The following is a 17859-nucleotide window of genomic DNA, read 5'->3' as shown; positions in this document are numbered from 1 at the left end:
ATCAGTTACTGTAGGTCTGTCTAGACATGGCAAATAGCTGTATAGGGGAAGGGCTTCTCAGAGCGCTCTACCGACCTTTTGCGATGCGAGACATCTCCTTTGATCCACAAAGATACAAAATACCTACTATTAACTACTATAATGTCGTCTTAATTTCAGGAGAAGAAGAGATTAGAAGTTAGACTTTAGAGGTTAGAGATTAGAAGTTTGGACTGCTCCTATCCGATAGCTCCGATCACCTCCGATAGTTCCGATAGCTCCGATTTCTATCTTCTAACCTCTAAAGTCTAACTTCTAATTTCTAATCTCTAACTTCTCCCCTCTCGTCCCTCCCCTCGGTAGGAAATACGAAATCTCCAGGGAGGAAACGAAATTTCTCCACGGAACCGGGAAATAAAAGTTCGGAAGAATGAAATGAAACTTCGGAAGAAAGATTTCGAAGTTCCGATGAATTTTTCGTTTCCTCGCTGGAGATTCAAAAGGCTTCACCGAGGAAATGGCGATTTCCTTCGATGGTGCTAAAATGAGCCCACTTTTTATATCATGCAGGGGTTGGGGTGGTGGTTGTCCATTCACAAGTTTTTCGTACCTTTGTCGTCAGCTTTGCGTAATCTCTGACAGGAAGAGTGCTCTAAGCTTAATTCATAGCTTAGTCTAGAGGCTCACGAGTCGCCTGTGTATATTGCGTTTAGCTCATAGCTAATCAAAAAAGTAACAGCACATTATTATGGACTTTATCAAGCTAGTCGAAGAAGACTTCAAGAGTGGCAAGCAGCTACCTAAGTTTGCCCCAGGTGACACGATCGTCGTGGACTACCGTATTAAGGAGGGTAATAAGGAGCGTATCCAGAAGTTTCGCGGTACGGTCATCCGCATCAGCGGTCATGGTGACCAGCGTCGCTTCACCGTACGCAAGATCTCTGACGGTGTAGGTGTAGAGCGTATCTTCCCCTACAACAGCCCTTTCATTGAGGAGATCCACGTAGAGCGTCACGGTAAGGTACGTCGCGCTAAGCTCTACTATCTGCGCAACCTCCGCGGTAAAGCTGCTCGTATTCGTGAGCGTCGTACGCTCTCTGCCAGCGTCAAGTAATAGAGTCGCTAGCTCAGACTAATGAAGAGAGGCATCTCAACTGATGAGTTGAGATGCCTCTCTAACTTTGCGCTTCGGACGAGCGCGGACCTACTTCGACGAGACATGAGCAAGGGGCGATTCGTAAGATTGGAGAGGCTGAGGACTATTAACTAGGTAAGCTAAAGGAGACTGTTGCAGAAGTCAACAGTCTCACAATCTTGCAAGCAAGATTGTCTAGACTTTGCAGAAAGGATGAAGCGCAAGGCGCTGAGGGTGAGGTCTGAAGGGAGCATACTTCTGTATGTGACCGAAGCCGAATCCCGAAAGCAACACAGCGATTTGCCTTTATGCAACAGTCTCTAAAGGGAAGATTGTGGTATATTTGCGTCATCGGTCATGGTGATGGATATACTATAAGTAGCTGTATCCACGTTATTAGATTACTTATGAGACATAGACTCCTACATTATATATACAGACCTCTGAGCCTGCTGCTGGTCACACTGCTAGCGGGGCTGCTGGGGCTGACCGCACAATCCTCCGCCAGCTCACCGCTCAGTGAGGGGCACTGGGTGCGTCTCTCGGTGACTCGCACGGGAGTGTACAAGGTTACCTTTGCCACACTACGAGAGGCGGGCATTGCGAACCCTGCCGAGGTACGTCTTTTCGGACGGGGTGGGGCGATGCTAAGCGAAGTGCTGGAGGATAACAGTTTGCAGCTTACGCCGGTCCCCGCTTATGTGGCTAATGATGCGGTTTACTTTTACGCTACGGGGGTGACCGAGTGGATACCAGAGCTGTCGCGACAGACCTTTCGTCATCAGCAAAACATTTATAGCAATCAGGGGTACTACCTAGCGACCGATCGGACGGATCTGCCAGTGCAGCGCATTGAATCGCAGGGGGCGCAGCAAGCTACGGAGCCGGCTGTGCGGACAAGCTTCTTGGCGCATGAGCTATATGAGCAGGATCGCCACTCGCTACGTGCCTCAGGGCGTTTGCTCTTTGGCGAACCGCTCGGTGGGCATCCGCTCACGGTGCCTCTCACGCTACCGTCGCCACTGGTCTCAGATGCCGAGGGCGACCTAAAAGTGGCTTACGTGGGGCTACCAGACAAGGATCAGTCGCTGGAGCTAACGGTGCAATTGGGCGGTGAAACGTACAAAGACATCATCAAGAGAAGTGAAGATGAAACCTCCGCCAGTACCTATCTGGCTGGTATCTACCATGCTAAGAGCTTTGCAGCCAAGCTCCCCTCGGAGGCGCAGCGTGTGGAGACGCAACTACAGATAGCGCCAGCGGGACGACAATCTTACCTGGACTATCTGACACTGGTGGCACCAGTCGCTTTGCAGTATGGAGGGAAGGGACAGTTGACCTTTCGTAACTACTCCGCCACTCCCGGAGCCATCGCATCGCACCGCATCGAGGTGACAGGCTCTGCGAGTGCCCTGCAATTGTGGGGACGCACGCCCGAGGGTCAGGTGGCGAGCCTACCCATAGCGGAGCAAGATGGAGCTGTGACCTTTACGGGAGCCGTAACGAGTGAGGCAGGGATACCCGTTGAGTACACACTCTTTGCCCTTGCGGACGCTTACCCTGTGGAGCAGGTCGTGGCGCTCCCGCATGGAGGGGTGCGTCTAGACACGGTGCCGGACTATCTGATGATCACGACCGAGGCTTTGCGCCCAGCTGCAGAGCGCTTGGCTAGTTATCACCGAGAGCACTCGGGGCTACGGGTGCAGGTGGTGACGCAGCAGGAGCTTTTTGATGAATATAATGGCGGCACGCCCGATGCGACGGCTTATCGCTTGATGCTGTGGGACTATAAGCGTCGCTACGAGGCGGAGCATGGGGCGGAGAGCTACCACCCGCTACTCTTGCTGATGGGCGATGGCGCTTATGACAATCGTAAGGTGTCGCAGGACTGGAGTGCACGAGACTTTCAGTTGACGGAGTTCCTGCTAACCTATCAGGGGGAGAACTCGACCAACGTCTACAGCTACTCGACGGATGACTACTTTGGTCTCCTCACGGAGGGGTTGCGTGGCGTCGGAGTCGGGGCTCAGCCACTCTCGGTGGGGATCGGTCGTCTGCCCATACGTACCTTGGAGGAGGCTGAGGCTGTAGTGGACAAAATAATCCGCTACGACAGCGAGCAGGTGCCAGGCGTGTGGCGTACGCGTGCTTGCTATGTAGCGGACAACATGGATGGCTACTCGCACCTCGGGGAGGCCGACGGTATCGCTCAGCTTATGGAGCGTCTACAGCCAGAGCTGATGGTCTCTAAAGTCTATATGGATGCCTACGCACACAAGAATGTGGGCGGGCGTACCTCGGTGCCGGATGCGCGTCGCAAGCTGATGGACGAGCTACAGAAGGGGCTGCTCCTCCTCGACTATACGGGACACGGGGGCCCCGCAGCGTGGAGCGATGAGCAGATCTTGACGCAGGCGGATATCGTACGCTTTGACTATCCTCACCTACCCGTATGGATTACGGCGACCTGTGACTTTACCAACTATGACCATCCGCAGACCTCGGCAGGGGAGTCGGCTATGCTCAATCCGACGAGCGGAGCTATCGCACTCTACACGACGACACGTGTCGTGATGAATCTAAACAATGAACAGATGAATAGAGCGCTACATGAGAGCCTCTTCACACCTCAGGCGGATGGCTTCCTACGTCCCATGGGAATCGTGATGCGTGATGCCAAGAATGCGCTCACAGACGATACGATGAATAAGTTGAACTTCTTCCTCCTCGGGGATCCAGCGCTGCGCCTCCGTATGCCAGCCTACGAGACGGTCATCACGGAGCTGGCGGGTGTCTCGCTCGACAAGCTTTCGGAAGGTGAGTCGGTGCCGCTCCATGCGATGGATAGTGTACAGGTACGGGGCTACGTGGCTAGCAGTAAGGGGGTCGTGCAGGGAGACTTCACGGGTCGGCTCTTTGTGACGGTCTTTGATGCTAAGGCTCCGGTCAAGACGCACATAGACAATGCACCTGACAAGGATCCTGAGAAGATTACCTCTTTTGAGGACTACCCGGGGATGCTCTATGCGGGTGTCGCTGAGGTGAAGGAGGGACACTTTGACTTCTCTTTCGTAGTGCCTAAGGATCTCCCTTATAGCGGTGGCAATGGCAAGATCAATCTCTATGCTTACAGCGATGCGAAGGGTGGCGAACCGTACGAAGCAATGGGCGTGAGCCACGCAATCTGTGTCAAGCCTGGCGTGGGTGAGCACAGCGTGGTCGACACGGTCCCGCCTGAGATACGGGAGCTATACCTAGGTCATCCGAACTTCTCAGTGGATAACCCCATCGGCTCGACACCGCTCTTCGTTGCTACGCTGGCGGATGCCTCGGGAATCAACCTTTCGGGAACGGGCGTGGGGCACAACATGACGCTGGTAGTGGATGGACGCGAGGACTTGACCTTTAACCTCAGTAGTAGCTACACCGCCTCGGAGATGGAGGCGGGTGTGGGGCGAGTGCTTTACCTGCTACCTGAGCTACCTGATGGCGACCACACGGCGACTTTTACTGTGTGGGACGTGTGCAACAATGTGACGGAGCGTAGCTTTGCCTTCCGTGTGCGTGATGGTCAAGCGCCAACGGTGGTCGAGAGTCATGCTCGTCCAGGTGTCCTGACGGCTGATGATCCGCTGATTGTGGAGGTCTACAACAATGCGCCAGGCGTGGAGGTTGATGTGACTATCGAACTGTACGACTACCGTGGTGCGCTGGTTGCGCTCTCGCCTCAGATGGTGGCTCGCTCTGGACACGACACGCCAGCTCTGATACGGTGGGAACCTAAGCTACAGTCGGGCGGTGCCTTGTTGCCTGGGCTTTACATCTACCGCTTGCGGATGACGCAGGGAGACTCGGTGCCTGCCTACACTTCGGGTAAGATAGTAGTGCGATAACTGTTATGCAGGCTGATATCTTAGCGTTGGTTACCAGTTCGACCCCCTTTGTGGCGGTAGTTGTGATGGCTCTTCTGGTGGCGATCAACCCCTGTCCACTGGCGACGGTGGTCTCTTCGCTGCTCTTCCTGACGGGACGGCAGACGAATAGACGGCGGGGGTGGTGGCTCACGACGCTCTATGCGCTGGGGCGGGCATTACTATACTTTTCTTTGGGATTGCTCTCGGCGTGGCTCTTGCGGACGAGCATTCAGACGCTCCAACTACAGGCGCAGATCCTGTACGGCTTGGAGCATTGGCTGGGGCCACTGATTATCCTACTGGGAGTACTGCTCTGGATGTTCGGTCATCACGACCATCATGATCACCAGCACGAGGAGCAGACACATCAAGCGGAGGAGCTTGATCATGAGCACGAGCAACCGCTCGGGCGACAGGGTGCGTGGAGCTGGCGAGCCCTTTGGCTGGGCTTTAGCTCGGCTCTCTTCTTCTGCCCTGCTACGGGGCTGATCTACTTCGGTATGCTGGTGCCTATGACGGCTCAGGCGGATGGCGCTGTGGGTCTGCTCTACTTAGGGCTCTTCGCGCTCCTGACGGCGAGCATCGCTTATCCGGTCTATGGCTTGATACGGATGGGCTTGAGTCGCTTAGCGCATTTCGCTGGAGATATACAGCGGTGGCGCAAGTGGCTGAGCGTGGGCATCTCACTGCTCTTCATCGTGATGGGCGTTGTGATCACGCTCGTTCACCTGCTACATGGTCACGAGGCGGCTGTCGGCTGATCTCTGTAGAGCTTGATGAAGCAGTGCGTGGCGAGGACGACGTCGTGGCGAGACTTGAGCTGGTAGATGATCTCCAGCTCTTCACGACCCCACAGGAGTTTGCCATAGAGCGACTCTAGGCTGATGCGTGTCTGTAGGGGATCGGCTTGGTAATGCGAGATGAGGTAGTTAATGCCTTGGCGCATGGTGCAGAACTGTCGCCTAGCCCCAAGGCTTTCACAGGGCAACTGGTAGTGCTGCAGGTCGTGCGCTAGGACGGCTAGGTGGAAGGCGAGGCTATGCCCCACGAGCATCTGTACACTTTCTAGATCTCTGAGGAAGAGCTCTAGCACTGCTTGGGGCGTTTCGCCATGCCCAGCGACAAACTCGGTAGTTAGCTGATGGTAGTCGGTCGCTTCGCTTGTGATCGGCACGCCACTGAGCAGGAGGTGGTCTTCGCTGCGCACGACTCGTAGCTCTTCGTCTAGTAGGAGCCACGAGAGACTCGCTAGGAGTGGTGTGCCGATGGAGGCAAACTTCTCTTTGTCAAGCGTGTCGTGCAGATAGCAGACGGTCTCGGTGTCTACCACAAGGTAGCGAGGCCTGGCTCCCGCAGGCGCTGAGCCAAGCTGCAGGAGCGGTGACTCCTCGATGCTGAGCACGCAATGCGAGGCGAAGTCACGCTCTACGCCCTTGTAGACGGGATTGTGCTTGCGTAGTCGCTTACGGCCGAAGGTGGTGATGCCACAAGCTAAGATCAGTAAGAGCAGGAGGTCAACCCAAGTCATTCCTCTAGGCAGGTGCTTTGGGGGAAAAGAGCTTCTTTTACTTAGTCAGACTCTCCTCGATGATGTGGCGATCTCGTGCGATGGCTACTGTAGCTTGCTCTTTAGGTATGAAGGCCCAGTTGCTGTAGTGGGGCGGTGTGAGCGGTTGGTGCTTTCTTGCCCACTCGATGAGGTGATAGCGCAGGTCATGAGGCGAGATCCAGACGACGCGCTGGTGTAGCTCGTCGGGCGAAAGGCCAGCGCCTTGCGTCAGATGCCCACCGCCACCGATAGCTCGGTAGGAGTTGACCGCCACAGTGTAGACACTGTCGACCGAGAAGGGGTGTCCGTCAGATAGTTGCTCGATGGTCACTCGCTTGCCTTGAGGTTTGCGCAGATCCACCGTGTAGTCAATGCCTGCGGCTGCGCTGAAGTTAAAGGTCGGATTGACCGTCGGGAAGTGTTGCTCGGTAGCTTGATCCTTCAGATAGAGCAGATGCTCCCCAGAGCTAGCTTCGGGGCCACACCATAAGCCGTAGGAGTACTCTAGGTAGTCGTGTATCTCTTGCCCTGAGAGGCGTAGCTTGTAGAGATAGTTCTCGTAGGGATAGATGTCGAAGAAGTTCCGTACCCGTAGCGTGTCAGCGCGCTGTGCCAAGGAGAGACGATGCGGTGCGGAGAACGATATGTCTGCCTCGCTCAGATCCAGCTGTAGCTGATGAAGTAGGGAGATATAGGCGGAAGGACCAAAGAGTGCGTCCACCCCGACGAGAGGCTCCGTGAGCAGTGTGATAGGCTCTGCGATAAAGCTACGCACCGTGTCTGCAAAGTCCGCAAAGTAGCTGACGAAAGCGGAGTCTACGGGTACGTCTGCCATTGGAACGATCTCTCCTTGGAACTTCTTGTCGACCACTTTGTCGCTCTGCTTGGTGATGGTGACAGTAACGTCCGCTACGTTTTTCGCATGGCTCCCTGGATTGATCAGCAGGACGGAGGAGCCCGAAGGACTTCGCTCAGTAGTTTGATTAGCCTGGTGATCGTGTCCGTAGAGGATTAGGTCAATGCCAGAGACCGTACGAGCCATCTGGAGGGCAACGTCTTCCTTATCCTGTCCGTCGCCCAGCCCTGAGTGCATCAAGACTATGAGGAGATCTGGGTGAACATGCTCTTGAATCGTAGGAATCCACTTGTGAGCCGTGGCGATCGGATCGGCAAAGGTCATCCCCTCATAAGAGGATTGCGGGATCCACTGAGGTACAGCGGGGGTGATCAGTCCGAGCACCGCCACCTTCACCCCGTCGATCGTGTGGACGCTATAAGGCGAGTAGTAAGGCTTACCCTTGAGTGGACCATCGCTGTGTATGATATTGGCCGCCAGCAGTGGCGTCGCCATGTCGCGTTGCCAGCGTCGGTAGACGCTCGGCGTAGCCTCTAGGTCATGATTCCCCACGACGGCTGCATCGTAGCCCAGCAGCGTCATAGCGTCCGAGACGAAGTGCGTGCGTAGCGTGTCAACGAAGTTGGAGTAGTAGACCGCCGCATTGCCCTGTAGCACATCCCCTCCATCGAAGAGCAGCGTACTCGTCGGGAACTCTTTCCTCACTTGTGCCACATAAGTAGAGACCCGCGCCAGTCCGCTAGGGGTACAAGTGTCCTGGACGAAGTCGTAGCCTAGTATGTTGCCATGCACATCGGTCGTGTGTAGGATATGGATCGTGTGCGTCTCTCGCTCTGTCTTCTTGCAACTAGCGAAGCTCCCCAGCAAAAGGAGCGCAACGAGACAATAAAGTAGGGTACGATGCTGAAGTTGGTTCATAACGTGAAGGGCTTTCTTAGGACAGGTAAGGGTTGTGCTGGTAGATATTGCGAATGAGGCGTACGACACGCAGGGCATCCTCTATCTCCACCGCCTGAGCGGTCGGGTCGCCCAGCAGCGCGCGCGCCGTGTGGTCAATGACGAAGTGATGGTTTTGCGCTGAGCCACTGTAGGCTCCGTAGGCATTGCCAGGCTCGCTCTCTCCTAGGTCGGGGCGATCGTAGCCGTCTATGACGCAGTGCGTTAGCTGGTTCATGAAGGGGCCGTCGAGGACGATGCAACCACGCTCACCGAGCACGGTCAGACGCACCCCGCAGTTGGTTCCGTAGACCGCTGTCGAGTAGGTCAGCAGCCCAGTCGTATCCTGCGGGAAGGTGAGCTGCACTACGCCCGAGTCCTCAAAGTCTACCATCGTCTGGTGGTTGTAATTGTAAAAGCTCCCGCCCTGCACCTCAGGCATGCCAAAGCACCAGATCAGCAGGTCGAGGAAGTGAGAGTATTGCGTGAAGAGCGTCCCGCCATCTAGCTCTAGGTCGCCATGCCAGCGACGAGGCAGGTAGTAGCGCTCGTCACGATTCCAAAGACACTGTAGCTCGATCTGGTAAAGCTTGCCGAGGCGCTTCTCTTTGATCACCTGGTGAAGCCACGCTGAGACAGGCGTAAAGCGGTTTTGCAGTACACTGTATAGGTGACAGCCGTGCGCCTTCGCCAGGGCGATCAGCTCCTCGCCCTCGTCGGGGTGTAGCACGGCGGGCTTCTCTATGAGGAGCGACTTGCCAGCCTTGATTAGCTCTAGCGCGATCGGATAGTGCAGTCCGTTGGGGACGCAGATCGACGCGACATCAAAGGTCTCTCCTCCGCGCTCCAGCAGCTCCTCCACGCTTTGGTAAAAGGGAATCTCAGCAAACTGTGCAGCACCACACTCCGAAGCGGGTAGCACGTCGACCATCCCGACCAACTGCGTCTGCGGATGCTTTGAGATATGCTCCATGTGCCGACGGCCAATGTGTCCGCACCCCACGACGACCCAGCGGAGCGGGCTGTGGAGTGGCTTAAGAGCGAAGGTTGTTAGGTCGCTGTGGTTCGCTGTCATAGTGGGGAAAAAAGGCTTTTATAGTAGAAACTGTCTGATCCGCTCGCAGATCTCTCGGATCTGCTCAGGCGTGGTCGTTGGAGCTATCGGTAGGGAGAGCATTGTCTTCTGGATCTCCTCCGCTACGGGGCAGGAAGCCTCAGATGAGCCGTCACTGTAAGCCGCTATCTGGTGAAGCATCTGCGGGTAGTAGACTCGTGCGTCGATGCCCGCTGTACGCAATTCGTTGAGTAGTCCGTCTCGCTTGTCAGAGGGTACGCAGATTGTGTAAAGGTAGAGCGCTTCAGGCTGGCCTATGCTACGCTTCGGGCGTCTCACCATCGGGAGGTCCGCCAGCAACTCGTCGTAGCGGTCGGCTAGCAAGCTACGTCGTCGGTTCGCTTCGTCTAGGTGACGTAGCTTAACTCGTAGCACAGCTGCTTGGAGAGCGTCTAGACGACTGTTATAGCCACACCGCTCGTACTGGTAGCGCGTGCGCTGACCATGGTTGGCCAGTTGGCGCAAACGCTCCGCCAGTTGCTGGTCATGCGGTACGAAAGCAGCGCCTCCGTCGCCCATACAACCTAATGGCTTGGTCGGGAAGAAGCTCGTCGTGCCGATCGTAGCTCGTGTGCCTAGCGGTGCCGTAGCTTTCGTGACTCCCGAAGCTATCTCGCCTACGCCACCCATCCCCTGTGCATTGTCCTCAATCCACGGAATCTGATGTCGCTTGCAGAAGTGCGCCAGCTCGACTGCGGGGCAGGGCATACCGTACATATTGACCGCTATGAGTGCCACCGTGCGAGGAGTGCGAAGCGACTCCAGATAGTCTAGCGAGCCATTCATCTGAAAGGAGACACGTCCATCGCTACTCAGCGAGGGCATCACGTCAGCCCACACAGGTCGGAGCCCTAGATGACAGACCACCTCGGCAGCCGCCACATAGTTGTGCGTGGCAATGATCACCTCGCCACCACGGGGTAGTTCTAGCGCAGCCAGAGCCAGCAGGAGCGCGTCGCTCCCGTTGCCACAGCTGATGACACTCCACGGAGCCAGCCCCAGGTAGGCCGCCAGCCCCTCCTCAAAGGCATGCACCTCCTCACCACCGATGTATCCGCCTGAGGCGACAACCCTCCCGATGCCCCTATCGAGCTCAGCTTGGTAGGGGCGATGTTCTTCGGGTAGATTGACTAGAGGGATGCGCATGTCGCTATGAGGCTAGACCAGTTTGCTACCAGGCGCTATCGTGTCAGGTAGCGTGACCACCTGTAGCCGTCCCGTCTTGTAGTCCTCGACCGAGATGATCATACCTTGTGACTCGACACCACGTATCTTGCGCACAGGGAGGTTAGCAACGAAGGCAACGGTCTTGCCGACCAGTTCCTCCGGCTTGTAGTACTGAGCGATGCCCGAGACGATCGTTCGTCCGCCCATGCCATCATCAATGGAGAAGCGCAGGAGCTTGTCAGCCTTGGGGACCTTCTCGCAAGCTAGGATGCGTCCTGCACGCATATCGCTCTTGGTAAATGTGTCAAACGGTACATCCTCCAGCAGAGCCTCGGGGTGACGGCTCTGCTCCTCGTTGAGCTTCTTAATCGCAGCGAGTTTGTCCAGTTGCGCCTGAATCACATCGTCCTCAATCTTCTCAAAGAGCAGTTCGGGCGTACCCAGCTGATGCCCCTCGGGAAGTAGATCTGTAGCGCCAAAGCGGGAGAAAGCAAAGCCTTCCTCCCCAACCTGTAGCATAGCGAGGAGTCGACGTGTGGAGAAGGGTGTGAAAGGCGCAAAAGCGATTGTCAGATTGCCCACCAGCTGCAGAGCTAAGTGCAGGATCGTAGCGACACGGTCGGGGTCACTCTTGATCACCTTCCAGGGCTCCGTGTCGGCGAGGTACTTATTGCCGATGCGGGCCAGCTGCATAGCGGTCTTGAGCGCCTCTCTAAAGTGGAAGTGCTCCAGCTGATCGTCCAGCTCTGCAGGGATGGCTGCCACCTCGCGGAGCATCTCCTCGTCGATCTCTGTGAGACGACCCAGCGGAGGCACCTTGCCATCGAAGTATTTGTGCGTCAGCACCAAGGCGCGGTTCACAAAGTTTCCGTAGATAGCGACCAACTCATTGTTATTACGCGCTTGGTAGTCACGCCATGTGAAGTCATTGTCCTTGGTCTCAGGCGCATTGGCCGTCAAGACATAACGTAGCACGTCCTCCTTGCCAGGCATCTCGTCGAGGTACTCGTGGAGCCAGATAGCCCAGTTGCGACTGGTCGAGATCTTGTCCCCCTCGAGGTTGAGGAATTCGTTCGCCGGGACATTGTCTGGTAGGTTAAACGAACCCTCCGCCTTTAGCATGGCGGGGAAGATGATACAGTGGAAGACGATATTGTCCTTGCCGATGAAGTGGATCAGTCGGGTCTCAGGGTCACACCACCAGGTGCGCCAGCTGTCGGGGAGTAGCTCCTTCGTATTGGATATGTAGCCGATAGGTGCGTCAAACCATACGTAGAGCACCTTGCCCTCAGCCCCTTGGAGCGGTACGGGGATACCCCAGTCTAGGTCACGTGTCACGGCACGTGGCTGTAGTCCTAGGTCCAGCCAGCTCTTGCACTGCCCGTAGACGTTGGGCTTCCACTCCTTGTGTCCCTCGAGGATCCACTCGCGGAGGAAGCTCTCGTAGTCGCCCAGTGGGAGGTACCAGTGCTTCGTCTCTCGGAGCTCAGGCTTAGCTCCTGAGATAGCGCTGTGAGGGTCGATCAGGTCGGTCGCTGAGAGCGATGTGCCACACGCCTCGCATTGGTCACCATAGGCGCGCTCGTTGTGGCAATGCGGACAGGTACCCGTGATATAGCGGTCTGCGAGAAACTGCTTAGCCTCAGGGTCGTAGTATTGCTCCGAGGTCTGCTCGATTAGCTTGCCCGACTCGTAGAGCTTGGTAAAGAATGCGCTCGCCGTCTTCTCGTGTGTCTCGGAGGTGGTGCGCGAATAGATGTCGAAGTCGATACCTAGGCGAGCGAACGACTCCTTGATCAAGGCGTGGTAGCGATCTACCACCTCTTGTGGAGAGACGCCCTCGGCTTTTGCCTTGATGGCGATAGGTACTCCGTGCTCATCGCTACCGCCGATGAAGAGGACCTCGTCGCCCTTCATACGCTTGTAGCGAACGTATATGTCGGCAGGAACGTAGACTCCTGCTAAGTGTCCGATATGTACAGGCCCATTAGCATAAGGGAGGGCCGTGGTGACTAAAGTGCGTTTGAATTGTTGCGTACTCATAAAGTTCTTATGATGAATGACGGTTTAGTGCCGATGTCTACCGCAAAGGTAGCAAAAATGAGACTGTTACGAAGGTTTCAAGGCTTAGAAGTGCTTGACGCTGGGAGAGGGGGAAAGAGCGTCTCTAGCACTCGCCTCATGGTGCTACGGGTGGTGGGGCGATGGCGCATATTGTTGGCGAGGAGGGAGACACAGTAGGTGTGGCCTTTGTAGCTGACGTAGCCGGCATAGTTTTGCACACCTTGTATGGAGCCACTCTTGAAGTAGGCAGTGATCCTCGATGCTGGCATTAGGCTACGCACTGTGCCTTGGCGACCTACTTGTGGTAAGGAGAGTATGAAGGGATCTGAGGTGGGTAGTGGTAGCTGGTAGACCTGTCTCAGAGCGGCTGTCAGTGCGTAAGGCGATAGCTTGCTACGGGGCGATAGACCAGAGCCGTCGTAGAGCTCCAACTGATCAGCGGGGAGGGCGCAGGTCTCTCGCCAGTAGTTCATCTCCCGTTTCAGTGCTTGGTGCGTCGAGAAGCACTCGCCCTGCTGCACCGAGCCAAAGTGGTTGCCGATGCTACGGAGGAGAGCCTCTGCGTAGAGATTGACGCTGTGGAAGTTGCAGGTGCGTATCAGCTCACTCAGGTGAGGGCTTAGGTAGATGTCGAGTAGGGTGGTGAGTACTGGAGCGGACCGATCATAGTAAGCGACGCTCCGGCACTCGGAGAGCTCTATGCCACGCTGCTGAAGGTGCTCCGCTAGTTGCAGGGCGAGAGCCATGGCGGGATTGCTCAGATCGCAGGCGATGACCTGACGCTTAGAGCTACCTCGAGCTAAGCGACCCGAGAGGCGTCGTGTGGTGCGGGACTCTCTATCTGCAGATATGGCGAGCAGATTGCCACGCTTGACCAACTGAATGTCTATCTGCCACGCATGCCCTGGTGTGGCGGGGTGGAGGTAAGAGGGCTCGGAGGCTCCTCTTGCTACATCCTGAGCGGAGATACCGACCTGCATGATATTGTCGCATAGGTTGACCCCATAGAGTGCTGGCGCATAGCGTTTGCCCCAGTCCCCACGAGACCACGCCTCTAGATAGCCTTCGTCGCAGTAGGCCGAGGCATCGACGACGATGCGACCACGTATCTGACGGATGCCCGCCTTTTGTAGTGCTAGGTAGACTTGATCGTAAAAGATCCCCTTGCGACGTGGGTAATGCTTTGACTCAAGCGATGGATCGCCATGCCCTACGATGATGAGGTCGCCATCGAGCACCCCTTCGCTTGTGATGGTACCTCGGTAACCGATCTCTGTGGGAAACTGATAGTCAGCGCCTAGGACTATCAGTGCTGTGGCAGAGGAGAAGATCTTGGTCACCGAGGCTGGCGTAAAGCGCTCCGAGGCATGGTAGCTCAGAGCTGGCTTCGTTTGATCAATGCGCCATACGGAGACTCCATAACGAGCCTCTCCTCGCTGCTCCGCCTGCTGGAGTAGCTCTAGAGTCTGGAAGACGTTGAGTGTATCCTCTTGCGCCGATCCCTGCAGGGGAAGTAGCAGTAAGAGTATAGCATAGAGTGTAGTGGATCGTAGTTGCATCACTATGGGGTCAAACGTGACGAGAGCAAAGTGTACCCGAAGACACACCTTGCTCTCTTTATTCTACTTGAGTTGTCTATCTTTCGCTCAAAGGGGATTGAAGCTCCCGCTGTGAGGAAGACGTGTGCGTGCTAGTACTTTAGCGACTGTCCTGGACGCAGTACAGCGCGTGAGGACATATTATTTGCCTTGCAGAGTCGGCTTACGGGTGTGCCAGTCTTCTTGGCAATGCTTGAGAGGGTATCGCCTTTCTTGACTCGGTATATCCGTGGGGCACGCGAGGCAGAGACGCGGTTCTTCTTTGCTTTGGCCTTGTACTGGGTATCTGATGAAGCCTTACTCTCCTCGTAAGCATAGGTCTTGTAGCCCCTAGGAGCGACGAAAGTGTAGTAGTCACTCTGAGGAGCGCCTACGCCGAAGTCAATGATGTGTGCGGGATTGATGTCAATGCCTAGAAAGCGGGTCTCAAAGTGTAGGTGTGGACCTGTACTACGACCTGTGCTACCGCCCTTGCCGATGACCTCACCAGCTCTGACGATCTGACCCTCCTGCGCTATGCAGCGACTCATGTGTCCGTAGACCGTCTCTAGGCCGTTGGGGTGACGTATGACAATGTAGTTGCCGTAACCACCACGCTCGTAGCCACGGATGCGTACCTTACCATCGAAGGCGGCTCGTACGTCATCGCCTGTGCGGAGTGCTAGGTCGATGCCCTTGTGTTCACGACGATAGCGAGCGCGGTAACCGTAGTTGGATGTGACACGCATAGTACCCTCTAGAGGCATAACGAATCCCGAGCAGTCAATATTATATGTAGCGGGGATACGTGGGCTACTTTTCCCAGCAAAGGGGTTTACCCAGTCAGTCCACGAGTCTTCGCCATATAAATCTATTGCAGGGTATTCGAGAGCCTCTCTCTCGAGTGCGCGCTCCATCTCAGCATTGGATATGCGCGTCTCGGCATCTCTTGCCGTCATAATGTTGTAGCCATCGGCTAGCAGATTTCTGATACCGAGAGAGTCCCGTGCAGTCACGACTCTCGTCGGGGAGACCCTCCTAAGGGGTGGTGATGAGGTCTTGTGGGGTGTCTGGGCTGCTAGCTGAGTGCATGCCACAAAGATAAGCCCCACGAAGGCGACAAAGCTCTTACTTTTACTTATCATAAAGTCTTGATTGATAAATGATGTGTGTCTGTCAATAATGAGTGGGTTAAAGAAACTGATACACAGTAGATAGCCTCTCTCGCATCTGTCACTTACGGTAGAAAACAATATCTACTTTCCCGCCAAAGGTCGGAATAAATTTCGAAATAGCCAAATTTCGGCCCGACGAATTTATACCGTTTGACCCCTAAGGCTGGCTCTAATACAACGATTGCCAGCGGAGATTATTGTTGCGACAAGAGCCTTGTCGCATAAGTCTATATTAAAGAAAGAGCCCCCACGTCAGCCTCTCAAGACTGGTGTGGGGACTCTCTAGTTGTCTAGCGGGGAGTGATTACTTCAGACCGAGCTTCTTAGCAATAGCTGCGGGGATAGCATCACGGTGTACGACGATATTCATCGTGCGGCCAGCTACATAGTTCTTGGAGATGTACCATATTCCGTTGTACTTGCCACTCTCACCCCAAGAGTTCTTGATCATGTAGAAGATACGACCGTTTTGATTCTTAGCCTTGCCAACCATAACCATACCGTGGTCATCGGTGAGGGTATAGTTGTCAAAGCCCTCCTGGCGGAACTCCTGTGTAGGCTCGATCTCAGGGCAGTCAGCACTATTGATCATACGACGTATCTCGGCAGCTTTGTCGCTGTAGCTCAGACCTACCCAGCGAGCCTGGTCAGAGCCCTTTGTCTCGATAGCGTCTACATCAGCTAGGACGCCGATACCGTCACGTGTGAAGCCTACCTCGCTTACGTCAGCGCCCCAAGCGATGGGGTAACCCTTCTCAATTGCATTGTCAATGACCTGCATGAGCTCGTTGATGGGTAGATTCCACGAGCTAGACCAGCGCCAGTTGTCCTCGATCTCGATCGGGAAAGAGGTGTAGAAGGGGTGGTGTGTGAAGCTCGTCAGTGAAACATAGTCGCTAGTATTGATGCCGAGGCTCTCAGCGAAGCTCTTGGGCGTGTAGCGCTTGCCCTGGTAGGTGAACTCCTTAGGCAGCTCGCCTAGGTAGGTGTCTACGACCTTGTTGAAAGCACCCTTCCAAGCTGTGGAGAGACGACCGTTGTGGTTCGCTACGACAGCGTCAAGCATGCCCTTGAGGACAGCCTCTAGCTCTCCGTGAGCATTCTTTTTCGTACCATAGTTGAGACCTGTCATAAGCTCCTCAGGTACGGCTCCGTAATTGCCAAACACATAGAGAACATCGTAGAACGAGCCACCCTGAGCAATGTTGCCCTTGCCGTGTAGACGGACATACTTCTCAGCCTTGTCACGGTAAGTATGGTTGACGACAAACATCTCAGAGAGGTCTACCTCGGGACCACCCTTGCGAAGTATCTCAGACTCAAGGAAGCCTGTCGTAGAGTAAGACCAGCAGGTACCACTGTTTGCCTGATCCTTGATAGAGGTAATGGGGAGTTGCTTGATGATGGTAAACTCGTTGCTCTCGCTACTTGTCTGGGGCTTCTGTGCGACCATAACGAGACTCGAGAGGAGTGTGAGGAGGAGTAGAGAGAATTGTCTCATAGCTTATTCCTGGTTTTATAGTTAGAAAATGAATTGTCAGTGAAGCGGTCGTCAAGACCGTCACAAAGATACAAATAAAAAACTGGAGACAAAAGGGTCCTCAGCCGTCTGTCGATGATTTGCAAAGTCAAGGATTCCCGAAATCGCTGACGCTTTGAATGTGGTCTGACGCATTACAATCCGCTCTTCTAGGGACTACATATGACGACCTCCAGTGGTTAGATGGGCTGTAACCTTGACTGGCAGCGCTATAGACTCACCTTGTAGCTACTCCTACATCTCTGCTGATTGCAATCTCTACCGAGGAAATCCGAAAGCTCCACGGAGCGATCGAAAATTCCCCACGGAACCGGCAAATAAAAGTTCGGAAGAATGAAATGAAACTTCGGAAGAAAGATTTCGAAGTTCCGAAGAATTTTTTTATTCCTCACTGGAAATTCAAAGATCTCCACCGAAGAATTGCTCGATTTCCTTGATAGTGTGCTGTGAATGAACTCATCCTGCATGATGCGTTAGCCCTACTCCGAATGAGGACCGGTGGCTTAGACTCAAAAAAGAGTAGCACGCTCCTCGTCTGCTGACGGAGAGCGTGCTACTCCTTGGGAGAGGCCTGAGCTATGCTACTGAAGTCTCTCTAGGCGTGTCGCTTGCGATGCGAATTTGAGCAGGCTAGCGACGCTTCTTGTTCTTTTTCTGCATCTTGGCTTGCATACGTCCCAAGCCTCCGCCTTGCATCTTGCGCATGACTTTGCTCACTTGGTCAAACTGCTGGATGAGCCTGTTGACCTCGGCGACAGAGGTGCCGCTACCGTCGGCGATACGCTTGCGACGTGAGCCATCGAGGATGCTAGGCTTGGCACGCTCCTCGGGGGTCATAGAGTGGATGATTGCT

11 protein-coding genes and 1 pseudogene are annotated in these 17859 nt (G+C 55.0%); 3 read left to right on the top strand and 9 right to left on the bottom strand.

The genetic code is table 11. From position 1 onward, the window contains the following. The first annotated feature begins 727 nt into the window (after nt 1-727). The 3 genes from rplS to PORUE0001_RS06345 all read left to right on the top strand — a co-directional run bounded on the left by rplS (nt 728) and on the right by PORUE0001_RS06345 (nt 5789). Nucleotides 728-1093, top strand: a complete 366-nt coding sequence (gene rplS, locus PORUE0001_RS06355; protein WP_007365615.1) for a 50S ribosomal protein L19 — start codon at nt 728-730, stop codon at nt 1091-1093. A 428-nt stretch (nt 1094-1521) separates the two neighbouring features. Continuing rightward, a complete protein-coding gene (porU, locus tag PORUE0001_RS06350; protein ID WP_007365616.1) occupies nt 1522-5007 on the top strand; it encodes a type IX secretion system sortase PorU in 3486 nt (1161 codons plus the stop codon). Nucleotides 5008-5012: 5 nt separating this feature from the next. Continuing rightward, a complete protein-coding gene (locus PORUE0001_RS06345) occupies nt 5013-5789 on the top strand; it encodes a sulfite exporter TauE/SafE family protein (RefSeq protein ID WP_007365611.1) in 777 nt (258 codons plus the stop codon). Here the strand turns inward: PORUE0001_RS06345 and PORUE0001_RS06340 are convergent. From PORUE0001_RS06340 to PORUE0001_RS06295, 9 genes and pseudogenes are all read right to left on the bottom strand, one after another. Next, entirely contained in the window at nt 5768-6556 is a 789-nt protein-coding gene (locus PORUE0001_RS06340; protein WP_007365610.1) for a hypothetical protein, read from the bottom strand. The genes PORUE0001_RS06345 and PORUE0001_RS06340 overlap by 22 nt on opposite strands. Before the next feature lie 37 nt (nt 6557-6593). Further along, entirely contained in the window at nt 6594-8351 is a 1758-nt protein-coding gene (locus PORUE0001_RS06335; protein ID WP_007365612.1) for a bifunctional metallophosphatase/5'-nucleotidase, read from the bottom strand. 16 nt (nt 8352-8367) lie between these two features. Beyond that, on the bottom strand, nt 8368-9444 hold the full coding sequence (locus PORUE0001_RS06330; protein ID WP_007365614.1) for a Gfo/Idh/MocA family protein: 1077 nt from the start codon (nt 9442-9444) through the stop codon (nt 8368-8370). Between the two features lie 18 nt (nt 9445-9462). Next, nucleotides 9463-10629, bottom strand: a complete 1167-nt coding sequence (locus PORUE0001_RS06325) for a DegT/DnrJ/EryC1/StrS family aminotransferase (RefSeq protein WP_007365617.1) — start codon at nt 10627-10629, stop codon at nt 9463-9465. 12 nt (nt 10630-10641) lie between these two features. Beyond that, entirely contained in the window at nt 10642-12693 is a 2052-nt protein-coding gene (gene metG / locus PORUE0001_RS06320) for a methionine--tRNA ligase (protein WP_007365620.1), read from the bottom strand. Nucleotides 12694-12770: 77 nt separating this feature from the next. Beyond that, nucleotides 12771-14273: a D-alanyl-D-alanine carboxypeptidase/D-alanyl-D-alanine-endopeptidase gene (gene dacB / locus PORUE0001_RS06315; protein ID WP_007365608.1), complete on the bottom strand. Its 1503-nt coding sequence runs from the start codon at nt 14271-14273 to the stop codon at nt 12771-12773. A 131-nt stretch (nt 14274-14404) separates the two neighbouring features. After that, a complete protein-coding gene (locus PORUE0001_RS06310; protein WP_007365619.1) occupies nt 14405-15436 on the bottom strand; it encodes a M23 family metallopeptidase in 1032 nt (343 codons plus the stop codon). Nucleotides 15437-15770: 334 nt separating this feature from the next. After that, on the bottom strand, nt 15771-16967 hold the full coding sequence (locus PORUE0001_RS06305; protein WP_007365618.1) for an aminopeptidase C: 1197 nt from the start codon (nt 16965-16967) through the stop codon (nt 15771-15773). A 669-nt stretch (nt 16968-17636) separates the two neighbouring features. Beyond that, nucleotides 17637-17859, bottom strand: a pseudogene (locus PORUE0001_RS06295) (signal recognition particle protein); the annotation flags it as partial.

Origin of the sequence: Porphyromonas uenonis 60-3 (genome assembly GCF_000174775.1) — a bacterium.
Lineage (GTDB): Bacteria > Bacteroidota > Bacteroidia > Bacteroidales > Porphyromonadaceae > Porphyromonas > Porphyromonas uenonis_A.
The sequence above is the reverse complement of the archived record's forward strand: the minus strand, read 5'-3'. Positions and strand labels throughout refer to the sequence as shown.

Coding starts and splice junctions, on each gene's coding strand:
- porU (WP_007365616.1), top strand. CDS start 1,522: ATGAGACATAGACTCCTACATTATATATACAGACCTCTGAGCCTGCTG.
- PORUE0001_RS06345 (WP_007365611.1), top strand. CDS start 5,013: ATGCAGGCTGATATCTTAGCGTTGGTTACCAGTTCGACCCCCTTTGTG.
- PORUE0001_RS06335 (WP_007365612.1), bottom strand. CDS start 8,351: ATGAACCAACTTCAGCATCGTACCCTACTTTATTGTCTCGTTGCGCTC.
- metG (WP_007365620.1), bottom strand. CDS start 12,693: ATGAGTACGCAACAATTCAAACGCACTTTAGTCACCACGGCCCTCCCT.
- PORUE0001_RS06325 (WP_007365617.1), bottom strand. CDS start 10,629: ATGCGCATCCCTCTAGTCAATCTACCCGAAGAACATCGCCCCTACCAA.
- PORUE0001_RS06310 (WP_007365619.1), bottom strand. CDS start 15,436: ATGATAAGTAAAAGTAAGAGCTTTGTCGCCTTCGTGGGGCTTATCTTT.
- PORUE0001_RS06330 (WP_007365614.1), bottom strand. CDS start 9,444: ATGACAGCGAACCACAGCGACCTAACAACCTTCGCTCTTAAGCCACTC.
- PORUE0001_RS06305 (WP_007365618.1), bottom strand. CDS start 16,967: ATGAGACAATTCTCTCTACTCCTCCTCACACTCCTCTCGAGTCTCGTT.
- rplS (WP_007365615.1), top strand. CDS start 728: ATGGACTTTATCAAGCTAGTCGAAGAAGACTTCAAGAGTGGCAAGCAG.
- PORUE0001_RS06340 (WP_007365610.1), bottom strand. CDS start 6,556: ATGACTTGGGTTGACCTCCTGCTCTTACTGATCTTAGCTTGTGGCATC.
- dacB (WP_007365608.1), bottom strand. CDS start 14,273: ATGCAACTACGATCCACTACACTCTATGCTATACTCTTACTGCTACTT.